Annotated in this window: 1 pseudogene; it reads left to right on the top strand. The window is 53.8% G+C overall.

Features of this window, described 5'->3' with window-relative positions:
• A pseudogene (locus AC5O63_RS22465) lies at positions 1-344 on the top strand (tandem large repeat); the annotation flags it as partial.

The following is a 344-nucleotide window of genomic DNA, read 5'->3' as shown; positions in this document are numbered from 1 at the left end:
GGCACGACCATCAGTTCACTGGCGGCGACGGCAGACAAAAAAGTGTGGACAGGTAACGTCATGGTACCGAGCAGCAGTGACCGCAGTGTGGGACTCGTGGTGAGCAACTACACCGATACACTGGGTAATGTAGGCGATGACAACACCACATATGCTTTACCGATCACCCCGACTATCGCGATTGGCAGCATTAATGGTGGTAATACGGTAAACGCTTCGGATGCAGCGGCGGTGGCTATCACAGGTAGCAGTACGCGTTTTGCAGCGGGAGAATCGTTAACGGTTCAAGCGAGCGACACGAACGGTGGTAAAACCCCAGAAACGACCGTCAATGTATCCGGTGA

The organism is Vibrio sp. SCP2, from assembly GCF_059295395.1.
The sequence above is the reverse complement of the archived record's forward strand: the minus strand, read 5'-3'. Positions and strand labels throughout refer to the sequence as shown.